This window comes from Cytophagales bacterium (assembly GCA_033344775.1).
Taxonomy (GTDB): Bacteria; Bacteroidota; Bacteroidia; order Cytophagales; family Cyclobacteriaceae; genus JAWPMT01.
Window position 1 is genome coordinate 1,217,677 of the sequence record JAWPMT010000005.1, and the last position, 14,884, is coordinate 1,232,560.

Below are 14,884 nucleotides of genomic sequence, written 5' to 3' on the forward strand. Positions count from 1 at the left end.
GCAAAGTGAATTACCTCGTTTTAACGATCTTCAGCACTTGCTTATTGTCATTAGCATCAGCAAGTTGGACGAAATAAAGCCCTGGATCCAGGCGCGAAAGATCAATACTTATGGACTCGTTTTGGTTCAAAGAAGAACGAATCAAAATACTTCCTTTCAGATCATAAATGGTCAACCGTTCGAAGTTTTGAGCAACCGAAGCACTCACGGTAATCGCTTCAGCCGTAGGGTTCGGATAGATCATCGAGGGATCCAGCCTTTCACTGGAAAGAACCAATACCGTGATCTCGTTGGACGGATCGCTGGTACCAGACACATTGAATGCGCTAACCCGATAAGCATAGTCCACTCCTCTCTCTGTATTGTCATCACGGAAACTAGTGATGTTCGCAACCAGACTCGCTAATTCGGTAAACTCGCCGTTTCCGGCGGCGCGATCGAGAGTAAAACCTTCTTCTACGTCACTGTTGTCCGTCCAGCTCAGGAGAATACGCCCTTCGCTATCAAAACTTCCCTCCAGATTAGAGGGAGCTTCCGGTGGGTCGGGTAAGGTAACAACCTGAGCAATATTCGAATACTCACTGAAGCCTGCCGGCAATATCGCTCGTACTCTATAACGGTATTCCGTTGATGATTCTAAGCCTGTAAAAGTGGCAGAAGTGACATTAGCGGCTACTTCCGATACTTTCTGAAAATCGTCATCTCCAAGCGCCTGCTCAATTTCATATCCTTCATCAATGCTGATGTCATTCCAGGCTATATCTACCTGATCCGCGGACTCAGTAGCAGCCGTTAAAGCAATCGCCTCGGTTCCTACGACAAGCACCAAATTCCAGGCATTAATGGAGCCCTGATCTCCAGGTCCATTATCAGCAACTGACAGGGTCCAGTTACCCATGGCATCTTCATTTTCGAAAGCCGAAAGGGCCTCTAAAGGCTGGTAAGTTCCGTCATCATTAGGAGGACATGCTGTAGCTTCATCAGCCCCATCATCAAAACTGATGAGTATATCTCCGGCACTTCCACATTGCTCTCTAAAAAGCGTTACGGCGGTACCCGCAGGAGAAGTCAGGATAATGGTCATATCCCCCACAAACGTATGCGTGATGTCCAGGCCTTCTACTTTTACCTCACCCACGCTCACGTTCTGAGTCACTTCAATAACGGAAGTGGTTGTATTAAAATCCGTGATATCTAATGGCAGGTCGCTTGCTGCTAAATCGACTTCCTGAACAAAAGCGGTCGTAAATGTTTGTTCGGCTTCAGGGCCTATTCCACATTCATTCACACCCGCAACTTTCCAATGATAGGTTGTACTACTGATCAGGTCTTCCGACAAACTAAAAGAGGTAGCCACTTGTCCCAGGCTTTCCACCAAAATGTCAGTGAAAATTTCATCGGTGGCCAACGTGAAATTATAACTCGTGGCTCCAGTAACTTCTGACCAGCTAAAATCTACATCCAGGTCGACTCCCGACTCTTGATTGAGCGGCAAAATCTCTCCCGGACGTTCTGCTGGAATCGATAAAAAGGAGAATGAAAAGGCGGATTCACTCTGAATATCCCCAGCAGTCCCTCGAAGTGTAATGGACTTCTCTCCTATTTCTTCAGAATTCTCAATGGTCAGGGTGATTGACTCTCCCGGAGATAGGGAGGTTTGTGAGGCCGATACAGTAAGTCCGGTATTATCTGTAGCAAATGTCAAGTTAATTGCTTCTGAAAAGCCATTCACAGCAACAGCCTCCACCGTAAAATCGATGGTGTTGTTACAAGTGATTCCAGGCACCTCCGAGACCAGAAAACTAAATCCTGGCTCACTATCTTGTTGGATTTCAAAACTACTCTGGTTCACATTGAAAAAGACATTGCCTACAGCCGCAACCATGATTCGTGCATCGGCTATATTTTCGTTGGGCATCAGCACAAACTCGGCTCCATCATTTGCAGTAGATTCACTCAATACCTCAGAAAAAGTGGCCCCACCATCAGTGGATAATAATATCTGCACATTCTCCAGGCTGATCGGTGCTTTATCCGTGTTGGCCACATCCCATTCAATCAATTGGGAAGATCCTCCCGGATAGGTTACGGATGCATTTTGAGAGGTAACCCGAAAAGGACCTGCCTGATCGGTGGTATTGAACTGCACGTTGGCTTCATTAGTACCTCCTCCCGCACTGTTGTTATCGCGCACGGTTACCCTAAAGTTCATTTCACGACTATTGGCTGGTAATATCTCACCAAACACCGTGGTATTGTTCAACAAGTCACCTAATCGAGGAAAATATCGAGTTGGACTTGTCGTTGGCGAAAAAGATCTGAACAAAGGTGACGTACGACCAGGCAGGTCTGGCGATCCCGCGTCACCCAGATCATATTGCTCCCAGGAATAAGTGATGGCATCGCCATCCGCATCAGAACCGCTTGCAGTCAATGAAAAAGGCGTCCCTATCGGGATCGTGAACCCTCCTTCCGGGGCACTTACCTCCGGTGGCGTATTCCCGGTCGCTGTTACCGTCGGGCAATTGCCCCCTTCGAAATCTGTCGTATAGGTTAAAATCTCTTCCAGTGAGACGGCATGAAAAAATGCGTCAGAATTATTTTGAATATTATGTGCAAAACAGATTCCTGCGTAAGCCATGATGGTGGAACCCGAACCTGGCTCATAAGCCGTCGAGGGATTGCGATTAGCCCCCGAACAACTACCGGCAGATCCATTGAAGGTATGATTACCTCCAAATTGGTGACCAATCTCGTGCGCCACAAAATCCACATCAAAAGGATCACCTTGAGGTGAATCAAGTCCGGTTACTCCCTGTCCTTTCCTGTTGGCATTACAAACAACACCCAATCCAGCCAGTCCGCTGCTTCCAGTTTTGAAAATATGTCCGATATCATAATTCGCTGAACCTATAATTCGGTCCAAAACTTCCTGATTTTCTTGTATGATTGCTCCATCTCCGTCCAAATCAGCGTAAGGATCACTTGAGGCATTAGTAAAAATGAGTTCATCATTATTATCAATGATCACAAACGTTACGGCAAGCTCACTTTCGTAGATTCCAGTCACCCGATTCATGGTAGTGACAATTGCTGCTAAAGCGTCGGAAACCGAGCCTCCATGAAATTCCGTGTAATCATTACTCGCTGCAATCGCGATGCGATAAGATTTTAACTCCGTACCACTGGAACGACCGTAATTCGTTTTCATTTGAGCCGACCGCTGTACTTTCCGTAAAGGTGTAGCAGGTTTTTCGATAAGTGCTTCGTCGAAAGCAGGTGCTTCTCGCTTGTTCTTGAACTCCTGACGGTAATAACTCACATAATCATTGGAACCGGATGTTTCAGGGTCTATGTAAACAGTCCCCTCTCGGGTGAACATGATGCCATGGAATCCTTTCGGGTTTACATCGATCCGAATGGTTTCACCCAACTCATTCGTTCCTTTATATGTCCTTATCTCAGGAAATTTCGCTTGTAATCCCGGCGCAAGGATGGATGCTTCCTGCATTGAAAATGATCGAAATGTCCCATCAGGCATAGGAAATTGCATTGGTTGTACTGCTTTACCAGAAACAGCCAATGCCTCGACAAGGGCCTGATCATTCAACCCCATCCGGATAGTTTCCATGTCCTTCCACTGGTCATCAGCCAATCGTTGACTGCTATGTGGGGCTTGCCAGGTATTTTGGCTCTGGACACCAAATGCCAATAGAACAAAGAAGTAGATAAAGGTTAATCTCATAATTGGGTGATTTTATTTGATGCGTCCTTCCCAGAATTGATTGTCGGATGGAAAGGCAGATTTATGGTAAACCATGTACAACTGCTTTTCAGCATGATAAGGCGCAATGAACCAGACCTCTCCTGAATTTCTTACCATCACTTGTAAGCCCGCTTCCGGCAATTCCATTCTGATATCGCTTTGATCTGCAATGTTAAATCCCTTGTAGGCGCGTAAATTGGGATATTTTTCCAAAAGTGCCTCAGAAACCACTGAAGAACGCCAGACCTTGAAGCTACCTACGTTACCATCTGGATCAGGAAACTGGATAATGATCCCTTCTTCTTCGTTGGCCCCGACTCCTTTGAGTGATTTAGAAAGCAGGTCAATTTGAATCTCATACAACCCAAATTCAGAAGGCAGTACATCGGGGACGGTGGACTGATCCGTAGCAGTCATTGGTCTCCAGAGTGCAGTAGCTTTCTTAGATGCTGAACAGGCATTTAGAAGGATCACTACAATCAAATAAGGCAATATTTTTTTCAATGGTCAATCTAATTTTTGACTTGGGAAGATAATGCATACGAATATGATTGCCGCTTATCAACCACTAAAGTCTTATTCTTTTCGAAACTTCCTGGTGACTACCTGGCCTGGCAAATGCAACTGAATGACATAGACACCTGTTTCCAGAAATGATACATCCAACTTGGCAGGAACCCTATCGGACTCATCAAATTCAAGCACCAAAGTTCCTTTCAAATCAAAAATATATGCACGGTTAATTTCGGAAGGGACATCAATGACAAGTTCAGCCTGAACCGGATTTGGAAAAATACTGATCATAAATTCCAAATCTGTATGAAGAACAATAGGCGTTTCGGCAAAAACAAGGTAATCCATTGAGGCTTTATGAACACAACCGTCTTCATCCTGGGCGATCACATGGATCTGATAGACGCCTGCCGTATCAAATGAAAATATGGGTGTCTCTAACAATTCAGCAAGCTCATCATTCAAAAACCACTGCGGTGAAAAAACCATAGTATCCAGTGAAAAATCCACGCTACGATCCTGATCAAGATACAATGTGTCCGGATTGGCAATGATCAAAAACTCAAAAGCATTAGGCGATAGTAATACTTGCAGTGTATCTCCGGGAACGCCTCCATCTATACCAAAAATGCGCAGGTCTACTGGCTGAATGAGGCTATCTAGAATGATTGATTCAGCCTTCATAAACGTTCCTTCGGGATCAGCTGAATCAAAAAAACCGAAATAAGTCCCGTTCGATGGCTCTACGATTACCTGATCTCCTCGACAAATGATGGCCGGAGGTGTGAATTCCGGTAAAGGTGCTGGAACAAGTTCTACCATTTCACGGGCCGTTCCCGAGCATCCAAAACCCGAAGTAATACTCAGGGTCACATCCAGTTGGCTAAATCCAGCTTCATAAACTACCGTATCTCCCAGCGCTTCGAGACCATTAATGACCCAGGACGCTTCCACCGAAGCTGGCGTCTGGTTGACAAGCCACAGGTAGTCCGTATTTGCGGAATCTAGTGCAGAGATGATGGTAAACTCAGGCAAAACGTCATACACCTCAATAGTAACCGCCTCTCTATGGCTTTCATGACCGTTTACCAAACTTGAAACGTAGATCAAGGTGTCAGCAGTGACAAACCGCCATTCAAATGCTGATCCTTCAAAAGCTGGTATTTCTTCCGTTAGACTCTCATAAATCCTTATGCTATTACCTTCTGTTGCGGCTATGGTTAGATCATCTCCAAAGCAGGTCTCCAGGGAGCTTAAGCCTAGAGGTTCAGGGCGATACAACACTTCAACCTGACGTAAAAAAGTCCCAGAACACCCGTCTGAGTTTTCGACTACTAAGGTGACCGTATAATTGCCGGGTTCATTGTAAACTACCGTAGGATTTTCGACAGTAGCGCGAATCCCATTTCCGAAATCCCAGTCCCAGCCAATGGCGTTGAAACTTTCATCGGTAAAGGTCACGAGGTTATCATTTTCTCCTAAATAAACCACTTCTGTAGATGCGCTAAATCTGGCAATTTGTTCAAGGAACCGGATGTCTATGCGTCGTAATGGCCCTTCATAAGTGCTATCTGCAGCACTAACGTAAATGACCGTATCCGAATTAACCGGCCCAAAAAGTAAGGATGAACCAATGCCCAGGGTATCTTGCTTTTCAAAATCTGCATAAAAGTTGAAGGACGCACCTCTTAACGGAGCTATCTCCATCATGCCCCCTTCACAAGAAACCTCCTCGCTAATCACCGGTGGATTTTCTTCAAATTCCCCAAACAGACCTTCCGCAGCATCAAGTCGATCTTCCATTTCCTGCTGATCCCTTCCGAATCCCAGAAGGAAGGTAATGGTTGATGCCTGGTTTGGTTCTAGATCTGTTAATAATGCTCCCAGCATATCGGCTATATCATTACCTCCATCACTCCCTGCAGATTCCAGATTTTCCCTTACCAAAAATGTATATTTCAACGAATCCGAAAACACACTATCCAGGTCGGCCATGTTTTCATTTTCATCAGAAAGATCCAGAGCTGCATGCCTGACGACACCATCTGTTAAGATTCTGTAACCTGCCCAAATGCTGGAATCATTATCGAAAGCATAAGCTGTATTGGCCTGATCCCATGTGGCCTGGTTGGCCAATGGATTGTTCAGTTCCCAGTTAATGAACATGCCTACGGCCAGGCTATCGATCGCGCTTCCACTGTTGTTAACGATGCGATAAGATAGGACGAGGGCACTATCAAGCTCCTCCCATGACATAGTCGATTGTTCTATTTTCACCCCGAGCGTATCTTGCTCGATGAAGGTATTGAAAACATACTTATCCGCTGCTGAATTTCGGTACGGTTTGATGTGCTGTTCAACTTGAAAATCCGAATTTTTCGACGTTCCGAATATCAACGGGGCATTGTCGATCACGGAATCCACCCCAGTCGTCAGGATCAGACCTATTTCAGAAGCCAGTGTATTTGTTCCCAAAACAAGGCCAGTACCTGCTGTACCCGATGCTACTCGTCCTAACTCACCGTTTCCTCCAAGCGTTAGAGTCGCCTGCCCTCCTTCCAGATCAAGATGATCAGGAGCAAGGGTCAACGAAAATTGTTGAAAGTCAGTATAGTCCCCATCTTCCAAATTCACTCGAATATCAATTACCGAACCAGGTTCCGCATCTGAGGCTATGACCGCCGAGATAGACTCGATACTGGTTGTATCCGCATGGGCAATGCTTCCAAAGTTGATCTCACTTGTAAGATACTCGAGTGCTAAGGTAGCGTCAGAAAGCGACAGCACTCCCTGATCAATATCTTCCAGGAAATTTTCCAGTTCAATATCAATCGATATCGAATCACCGAAGTAAAATACCTGATCATTTTCACCAGATACCGTAAAGTTGCTGACACGGATCGACTTTAAGTTTGCGTCATTCAGGGCACGAAAAGCATTCAATCGACCTTTCCCGAGTTTCCCAATAAAATCAGCGTTCACACCATCAATATCATCGGCTGTTACACGCAGGCGTTCCATCACCTCCTCAGCGTTCAAATTGGGGTATTCTGAGCGGATCAAACCTGCTACTCCAGCCACCATTGGCGCTGCAAAAGAGGAGCCCCAGTAGTTGCCATAAGTATCATTCGTCGTGGTGTAAATCGCTGAACCAGGAGCCGAAATGTCAATGAAATTACCGTAGGTAGCAAAGTCGGATTTCGTATCGTCAAGCTTCGTAGCTCCTACAGCGAGTACATGTTCATAGGCTGCCGGATAGAAATTTACTTCCGTACTACTGTTTCCCGCAGCGGCTATGACCACTACATCATTTTCCAGCACCGCATAGTCGATGATGTCCTGATTGAATTGTGAAAAGGTATTGATTGACCCCCAGGAAAGATTGATCACATCATAGTCATTGTCAGCCGCATAGATGATTGCATCGTAGTTACCCGCAGATTCTGTAGTGGTAGTCAAAAAAGCTTTCAGCGGCGCTAATTTGGACTTAAAACCCAATCCAGCAATACCAACACCATTGTCCGTATCAGCCGCTGCCAATCCTCCGACCTGACTTCCGTGGCCGCTCCCGTCGGATTGTGGGTCTGGGTCATCATCGGCAAAATCGTATCCTGTACGATCATCGATGAATCCATTGTTATCATCATCGATGCCATTGATGAGCTCCACCTCATTGACGTACAGGTTACCTGCAAGGTCTTCATGGTCCAGGTCCGCTCCTGTATCAATCACACCTATGATAATGTCTTCACTTCCTTGCGATAAGTCCCATGCTTCATAAGCCTGAATCACGCTGAGATAGCTCTGCGCTCCTCCATCTGTCTCAGCCTCCGGGTCCGATGGCACAATTAACAACTCTTCCTTAAAAATGGGCTCAGCATACGCAATTTCATCATCGGACATCAGCAAATTACAAAGTGTGATCACATCTGAATCCTTATGAACATAGACTTTATAAATGCCCCGTAGCACAGATACATCCTCGCCATTTTTGGCGAAGGCTTTTCGGTAAGGAACGGGAGCAATGGATTCTGCTTTGAAAGGCAGGTTAGTAAGAGAATAGGCGTTTCGTTGATAGCCGGAAGATTCCTGCTTAAGCTTAAACACCAGTACACCGGGTTGAATCTGACTTTGGGCTACCCCTTTGGGCAGGACATACTTTTGTTGTGCCTGAGCGATGACCAGGCCTCCTAGAAAAATAAGCGTCAGTATTACGATTCTCCTCACACTGCTTTGCGACTGAACAAGTGCAACCTACGACAGTCTATGAAGAATAGCAGCTAATTTTCGACTGAAAGGGTATTGAACTCGATGAAAAGGTGATCAGGTGACACTCATCTTCCGCACCATGATGCTGAACAGCGATGGAAAGAAGCGTTTGACATAGATACCCATCTTTTCTTTGAGACCTCCGATGTAGACTTCTTCCTTCTTGCGTCTGACAGCTAATAGGATTTGACGGGCACATTCTTCAGCAGTCATGCCATTGGCCTGCGCCTTGTCCATCGTATTTTGTTTGCTACCATCACCTACCAAAGCATTGATAGAGATATTGGTCCGAATGAAGCCCGGCAAAGCAATGGTTACCCTGATATTGTCATCGTAATGTTCGGTCCTGAGCGAATCAAAAAAGCCGTGCAAGGCATGTTTGGCAGCTGCATAAGAAGACCGCAAAGGCGTACTAATGATTCCGACTGCCGAAGTGATCACCACAAAGTGACCTTTCTTACGCTCCACCATTCCTTTGAGCACAGCCTTGGTCAGTCCAATGGTCCCAAAGTAATTGATCTCCATGATCTGACGATCTACCTCTATTTTGGTATCAATCGCTCGTTCTCGCTGGCTGACACCTCCGTTATTGATCAGCAGGTCTATACCATCATCGAAGAACGTCTCGGCCTCTTTGGCTTTTTGAGGCAAGGAAAACGCATCAGCAAGGTCTAGTTTGAGTACACGCACCTTCTCTGGGTTGGCACAGTTTGCCTGGACGCGTTCCAGTTCTTCCATTCGACGGGCAGAGATGATCAGGTTTGCTCCTTCGTTACTCAATTGATAGGCCATTGCCTCTCCAATTCCGGAAGACGCTCCGGTTACCCAAACGGTTTTCCCTTCAAATGACTTCATAGATCAGGTCAGATTTTTTCGTAAGTAACATAATCAAAAGCAAACTTATGTCGATCGTCCGTAGGATGATGGCTGCGTGCCACTTCTCGCCAAACTTCTTTATCAAATTCAGGAAAAAACACATCTCCGTCAATTTCTCCGTCTATCTCCGTCAGGTAGATCGTTTCCGCAATAGCCAGTCCCAGGCGATAGATCTCCCCTCCGCCAATGATAAACGCTTCTTCTTCACCTGCTTTTTTGGAAATCTCCAGTGCTGCTTCGAGTGAAGCAACAACTGTCGCCCCTTCCACCGGATAGGCATCCTGACGAGTGATGATGATGTTGGTACGATCCGGTAGCGGTCTGAACTTGTGAGGCAACGACTCGTAGTTCTTTCGGCCCATGATCACATGGTGATGCTTTGTCGTATCCTTGAAAAACTTGAAATCATCCGGCAAATGCCAGGGAATGTCATTGTCTTTCCCGATGACACGGTTACGGCTCATGGCCGCTATCATGGAGATTTTCATAAGCAGCGAAGTTATCTTTTATTCCTCTCAAGAAGGATTCAGGCCACGCAATAAATCTGCCACAGCCATGCGTTTTTTACCTTCAAGTTGTACGTCCGTCAATGACAACACGCCATCTCCGGTCCGAACATGCAAGTAGGTTTTCCAATCAGACTGGATGTCACCAATGTTGGTTTTCAGTTTCGAATCAACTAATTCCGAAGCAAACACTTTCAGATTCTTCCCTTGAAAGGTGGTCCAGGCTGCTGGGTAAGGAGATAAGCCACGGATATGATTCCGCACGGCTTCTGCAGATTTAGACCAATCAATTTCACAAGTCTCGCGGAAGATCTTAGGTGCATGTTTCAGGTCTTCGGGCACGACTTGCGGTACGCTTGGATACTCACCATTGGCAATGGCCTGAGCCGTCTTCAATACCAATTCCGCTCCTTTCTGCATCAATCGAATGTAAACTGTACCGACATTGTCCTCGTATGCGATGGGTTCTTTTTTCTGAAAGATGATCTCACCCGTATCTATCTCATGCTTCAGGAAAAACGTGGTAATGCCAGTCTCCTTCTCGCCATTGATGATCGCCCAATTGATAGGGGCCGCTCCCCGATATTGTGGCAGCAGTGATCCATGCAGGTTGAATGTCCCGATAGGCGGCATGTCCCAAACTGCTTCCGGCAACATCCTGAAGGCCACGACAACCTGTAAGTCCGCTTTCAGGTCTCTAAGCGTTTGCTGAAACTCAGGATTTTTTAGATTGGTGGGTTGTAAGATATTCAATCCCGCATCCAGGGCATAATCTTTCACCGCTGAAGTGGCCAGTTTTTTACCTCTCCCTTTGGGTCTGTCCGGTGCCGTGATCACACCTACTACATTGAACCCATTTTCTACCAAAATCCTTAGACTGGGCACCGCAAATTCGGGTGTCCCCATGAATACTATTCGCATAAATTGTTATTACCCCGCAAGCCCTTTTCCTAAAATCTCCCTTCACCCTCTTTACAAGAGGGAATAAAGGCGCTTGCGGATGTCGGCACAAAATTGATCAGTCTTCGGAATAAAGCAGGTATTTTTTGCGCTTGTTTTTAAAGTCTGTCAATGCGGGTTCCCAACTTGCTCGTATTTCTGACTCACTTAAGCCTGCTTCTATTTGCGTTTGTAAGGCTTTCGTTCCGGCCAACCGGTGAAAATAAGGCTTAAAAAAAGCCTCGCTTTCCATGGCCGCATACAGATCGATCAAAGGCTGTACGGTAAATGCATACTGGATTGGTTCCTGTGCATAATCCACTCCAAAGCATTGCTGACCTTCGAACAAAGGTGATGAGGCGCCCTCCCTACTCTCCGGAATGAAATAAAACGATGTATCTGGATAATCAGGATGCCCGATTTGCTGAAACGCACGCTCTGTTCCTCTACCTACGGAAAACATGGTTTGCTCAAATAAACACAGGCTGGGATACAAGGCTATGCTTTGATCATCAGGTAAATTCGGAGATGGCTTCAACGGTAAGCTGTAAGGCATGGAATGGTCCCAGTTCTTACAAGTAACTACGTCCAATTCACAGGACAACCCACTGGACAACCAACCTTCTCCATTGATCATCTTCGCAAACTCTCCGGAAGTCAGCCCGTGGACAATCGGTACAGGATGCAATCCAACGAAAGACCGATAAGCCGTATCCAATACAGGCCCGTCAACATAGCTCCCATTGGGATTGGGTCGGTCCAGCACCAGAAATGAAATATCATTTTTAGCACAGGCATCCATCAGGTAGGTCATCGTACTGATGTAAGTGTAAAACCGCGCGCCCACGTCCTGAATGTCATACACGACCACATCCAGATCTGCCATTTGTTCATCCGTTGGCTTTCTGTTCGATCCGTACAATGAAATGAGTTCAAAAGCTTGTTCATTTTCATCATAATCCACTTTTTCACCAGCATCCGCCACACCCGTGAACCCATGTTCAGGAGTGAAAACCTTCTTTACCTCGATACCTAACGCCATCAAAGTATCCAATAAGTGTCCGTCACCAACAATCGCCGAATGATTGATACAAAGCCCTACGCGCTTGCCCTCCAATTTCGGCAGGTAAGCTTCCAATTGTTCCGCCCCTGTGAGCATCGGAGCAACTGTCACGGACTCCTTTGGCGCCCGTTCCTGTCCACAGCTCAGGTTGAGGGTAAAAATCAATGCGATCAAATAATTTCGGACCATCTGTATTTTGCTCGTATACTTGCACCAAAGTTAAGCGTTTGAACCTTCCGTATTTCATTTCGGCGCGGATCTCTCAACAAGCAAAAGGATCCTTTTCCTCCATCATCAGTCGGGTGGCGGTCATCTCTATTGCTGTTGGGGTGGGTTCAATATTGCTTTCCTTCATGATCTTGCTGGGTTTTCAGGATAAGATAAAAGACAAGATCTACAGCTTCAGTGGCCACCTGATCATCAGTAAATACACCCTGACCAATGCGTACGAAGACCGGGTATTAGACCTGACGGATTCCCTGGCCTACCAACTGGACAACATGCCAGGCATTGTTCATTGGCAACCAAATGCCTTTCGCGCAGGCTTACTCAAGACTCCTGAAGAAGTGCAGGGCGTAGTGGTCAAAGGATTCAGCAAACGTCAGGATACAGTGGCTTTCAAAAGACATCTGATAGAGGGTCGACTCCCCATGCTGAAAGAAAAAGGGTATACGACCGAAGTGGTCTTAAGTAAAAAAATTGCCCGGTATTTGCGGCTGAATGTGGGCGAAGATGTACTCATCTACTTTATTCAAAACCCGCCGAGGTATCGAAAACTACAGATTGTAGGCATTTATGAAACAGGGCTTGAGGAATTTGATGAAAACATCATTTATGGCGACATGGGCATGGTGCGACGCATCAACAACTGGAATGCACAGGAGGTCGGTGGAATTGAAATATTCATCGATGATATTTCCAATATCGACCAGTACAGAGAAGACATTTTTGACGCCATAGATCATGACCTTTATGTGGAAAAAGTCAGCGACAAATACCTTCAGATCTTCGACTGGCTGTCACTCCTCAATCGAAATGTGGTAATCTTCCTGGTACTTATCTTATTCGTCGCGGGTTTTAGTATGGTCTCTATCTTATTGATCCTGATCATGGAACGTACCCAAATGGTAGGGGTCCTGAAAGCCATGGGTGCTTCCAGCAAGCTGCTTCGCGATATCTTTCTGGCCAATGGCATAAGGCTGATCATCAAAGGGCTGGGATGGGGAAACCTCCTTGGCTTTGGTATCGGATTAGCACAATATTATGGTCAAATCATTCCACTGGATGCGGCAAGCTACTACATGGACCATGTACCCATTTCTTTCAATTGGGTTCCGGTAATTGGGGTCAACTTGCTGGTGATTATACTGATTAGTGGAAGCTTGTTTATCCCACTTTCTGTTATTTCGAGGATTCAGCCGATAAAATCGATCCGGTTTGACTAACATGGACCGGCTGATATTTTTTAAATAAGCTTCGGATTTTCATCTCCAGTACACCGATCACGGCCTCTCTGAAAATACCCGAAGACATCTTTGATTCACCTTTGGTTCTATCTGTGAAAATGATCGGGACTTCCTTGATCTTAAATCCATGCTTCCACGCGTTGAATTTCATTTCAATCTGAAATGCATATCCAATGAATTTGATGTTTTCGTGTGGCTTTAAAGTTTCGATCACATGTCGGCGGTAGCATTTGAATCCGGCTGTGGAATCATTGATCGGGAGTCCCGTGATCAGGCGGACATAGATACTAGCAAAATAGGACATGAGGACTCGCCCCATCGGCCAATTCACGACATTCACCCCTCCAATATACCGGGAACCAATGGCCATGTCATGTCCCTGGTGTTTACATGCATCAAGCAACTTGACCAGGTCTTTCGGATCGTGAGAAAAATCCGCATCCATCTCGAAAATGTACTCAAAGCCATTCTCCAGGGCATATTTAAATCCGACAATATATGCGGTTCCAAGCCCCATTTTACCTTCTCTTTCGATCAGGTGAAGTCCCTTAAATTCTTCCTGTAATTTTTTGACGATCTCGGCCGTACCGTCCGGGGAACCATCATCGATAATCAATACATCAAAGGCGGTTGCCAAGCCAAAAACTGTACGAATGACGTCTTCAACGTTCTCACGTTCTTTGTAGGTGGGTATGATGACAAGACTTTCGCTCACAGCTTTGGGTTCTGAATCTTACAAATTAATTTCTTTTATCTAGACTTGTTTATGTCTTTAACGAAAAATCTCAAAAATCGTGCAGTTTTTTTTGATAGAGATGGTGTAATTAATGTTGATCGGAACGATTACACTTACTGCCTGGAGGATTTCCAATTAATGCCGGGCATTATCGAAGTGATGCAAGCATTGAAAAAGCGAGGATTCCTACTAATCGTGATCACTAATCAGGCGGGCATCGCCAAAGGTATTTACACAGACCAGGAAGTGGATGAATTGCATGACCATTTCCAAAACATTTCCGGACAATTAGTAAATAGTTTTTATCATGCTCCGGGTCATCCTGACTATTCGGAATCTTTAAGCAGAAAACCCGACAGTTTATTATTTGAGAAAGCCATTGCGAAATTCAAGATTGATCCCGGCCAAAGTTGGATGATTGGAGATAAAGAAAGGGACCTGATACCTGCGAAGAAACTAGGAATGAAGACTGTACTTCTGGGTAATCAAAGCGTTATCTCTATGGATTTTAGGATCAAAGAGTTATCAGAACTCAACGCTATTATTCAGAACAAATAGCCACAACAAACGATTGTATGCTTGTCATGTCAACTCAAATAAAGATTTCTACACTAAGAATCTGAATATACTCATTCATCCTAATTGAATTGGATACTATGCTAATGTATACCACCTTTAATAAATGGACAGTGAATGGTTATTTTTCATCAGGTTCATTAACGACCAAAGAACCAGCGAATTAAATCCCTT

Annotated in this window: 10 protein-coding genes; 2 read left to right on the forward strand and 8 right to left on the reverse strand. The window is 45.4% G+C overall.

All coding sequences use genetic code 11. From position 1 onward, the window contains the following. Positions 1-10: 10 nt before the first annotated feature. From R8G66_22645 to R8G66_22675, 7 genes are all read right to left on the reverse strand, one after another. Positions 11-3,745: a M12 family metallo-peptidase gene (locus R8G66_22645; protein ID MDW3195191.1), complete on the reverse strand. Its 3,735-nt coding sequence runs from the start codon at positions 3,743-3,745 to the stop codon at positions 11-13. A gap of 12 nt (positions 3,746-3,757) precedes the next feature. Beyond that, on the reverse strand, positions 3,758-4,270 hold the full coding sequence (locus R8G66_22650; protein MDW3195192.1) for a hypothetical protein: 513 nt from the start codon (positions 4,268-4,270) through the stop codon (positions 3,758-3,760). Positions 4,271-4,342: 72 nt separating this feature from the next. Continuing rightward, positions 4,343-8,506, reverse strand: a complete 4,164-nt coding sequence (locus R8G66_22655) for a S8 family serine peptidase (protein MDW3195193.1) — start codon at positions 8,504-8,506, stop codon at positions 4,343-4,345. 96 nt (positions 8,507-8,602) lie between these two features. Continuing rightward, a complete protein-coding gene (locus tag R8G66_22660; GenBank protein MDW3195194.1) occupies positions 8,603-9,403 on the reverse strand; it encodes an SDR family oxidoreductase in 801 nt (266 codons plus the stop codon). 8 nt (positions 9,404-9,411) lie between these two features. Beyond that, positions 9,412-9,912: a dihydrofolate reductase gene (locus R8G66_22665; protein ID MDW3195195.1), complete on the reverse strand. Its 501-nt coding sequence runs from the start codon at positions 9,910-9,912 to the stop codon at positions 9,412-9,414. A 27-nt stretch (positions 9,913-9,939) separates the two neighbouring features. Then, positions 9,940-10,851 (reverse strand): methionyl-tRNA formyltransferase, encoded by a 912-nt coding sequence (gene fmt / locus R8G66_22670; GenBank protein MDW3195196.1) that lies wholly within the window; start codon positions 10,849-10,851, stop codon positions 9,940-9,942. A gap of 97 nt (positions 10,852-10,948) precedes the next feature. Next, the gene (locus R8G66_22675) at positions 10,949-12,121 is read right to left on the reverse strand and encodes a DUF1343 domain-containing protein (protein MDW3195197.1); all 1,173 of its coding nucleotides are present in this window, start codon (positions 12,119-12,121) and stop codon (positions 10,949-10,951) included. 38 nt (positions 12,122-12,159) lie between these two features. Between R8G66_22675 and R8G66_22680 the strand changes: the two genes are divergently transcribed. Beyond that, positions 12,160-13,377 (forward strand): FtsX-like permease family protein, encoded by a 1,218-nt coding sequence (locus R8G66_22680; protein ID MDW3195198.1) that lies wholly within the window; start codon positions 12,160-12,162, stop codon positions 13,375-13,377. Here R8G66_22680 and R8G66_22685 read toward each other — a convergent pair. Then, positions 13,334-14,113 (reverse strand): polyprenol monophosphomannose synthase, encoded by a 780-nt coding sequence (locus tag R8G66_22685; protein ID MDW3195199.1) that lies wholly within the window; start codon positions 14,111-14,113, stop codon positions 13,334-13,336. The genes R8G66_22680 and R8G66_22685 overlap by 44 nt on opposite strands. Positions 14,114-14,164: 51 nt before the next feature. Between R8G66_22685 and R8G66_22690 the strand changes: the two genes are divergently transcribed. Continuing rightward, positions 14,165-14,692, forward strand: a complete 528-nt coding sequence (locus tag R8G66_22690; GenBank protein ID MDW3195200.1) for an HAD-IIIA family hydrolase — start codon at positions 14,165-14,167, stop codon at positions 14,690-14,692. The last annotated feature ends 192 nt before the right edge of the window (positions 14,693-14,884 follow it).

Excerpts from the sequence above, each read along its gene's own strand:
- fmt (MDW3195196.1), bottom strand. The coding sequence starts at position 10,851 with ATGCGAATAGTATTCATGGGGACACCCGAATTTGCGGTGCCCAGTCTA.
- R8G66_22665 (MDW3195195.1), bottom strand. The coding sequence starts at position 9,912 with ATGAAAATCTCCATGATAGCGGCCATGAGCCGTAACCGTGTCATCGGG.
- R8G66_22660 (MDW3195194.1), bottom strand. The coding sequence starts at position 9,403 with ATGAAGTCATTTGAAGGGAAAACCGTTTGGGTAACCGGAGCGTCTTCC.
- R8G66_22690 (MDW3195200.1), top strand. The coding sequence starts at position 14,165 with ATGTCTTTAACGAAAAATCTCAAAAATCGTGCAGTTTTTTTTGATAGA.
- R8G66_22645 (MDW3195191.1), bottom strand. The coding sequence starts at position 3,745 with ATGAGATTAACCTTTATCTACTTCTTTGTTCTATTGGCATTTGGTGTC.
- R8G66_22675 (MDW3195197.1), bottom strand. The coding sequence starts at position 12,121 with ATGGTCCGAAATTATTTGATCGCATTGATTTTTACCCTCAACCTGAGC.